Origin of the sequence: Dyadobacter sp. OTU695 (assembly GCF_038440355.1) — a bacterium.
In the GTDB taxonomy this organism is placed as follows: domain Bacteria; phylum Bacteroidota; class Bacteroidia; order Cytophagales; family Spirosomataceae; genus Dyadobacter.
In genome coordinates this window covers 1-520 of the sequence record NZ_JASATN010000086.1, presented here as the reverse complement: position 1 = coordinate 520, position 520 = coordinate 1, and the positions used below count along the sequence as shown (strand labels likewise).

Sequence of the window (520 nt, the reverse complement as noted above, 5' to 3'; positions counted from 1 at the left end):
ATCCACGCGCCACACCGCTGCCACCGATGTAAAGCTCGCCGGCTACGCCCACTGGGCATAAACCACCGCTGCCATCTAATATATAAATACGCGTGTTGCCGATCGGCGCTCCAATCGGTAATATTTCTGCATCAACATTTGATAAAAACTTGTAGGATGCTGACGAAATTGTCGCCTCGGTCGGACCGTAAACATTAAAGAATTCTACATGCCCATCCCATCTTTGAGCGAGCTGTTTCCGACAGATCTCCCCACCACATACAACTCTTTTCAAAGCAGCATATTTCCCTACTGTCAAATTCTCTAAAAAGCTCGGAGTGACATCAAGGTGAGTCACCCGCTCATCGTCTACAACCCTCTCAATCAAAGAGATATCCAGACCTGAAACTTGCGGAATCAGAACTAAGGCTCCTCCATTAATCAAGCTCAAAAATATCTGTTCGACAGAGGCATCAAAGCTATAATTAGAGAACTGCAATACTCTCTCATTATCACCAAAGCCATAAGTCAGACTTTGTTG

At 45.4% G+C, this 520-nt stretch carries 1 protein-coding gene; it reads right to left on the bottom strand.

Going from position 1 to position 520, the window contains the following annotated elements; translation table 11 throughout:
• On the bottom strand, positions 1–520 hold a 520-nt coding region (locus tag AAHB90_RS32550), incomplete at both ends, for an AMP-binding protein (RefSeq protein ID WP_342089500.1).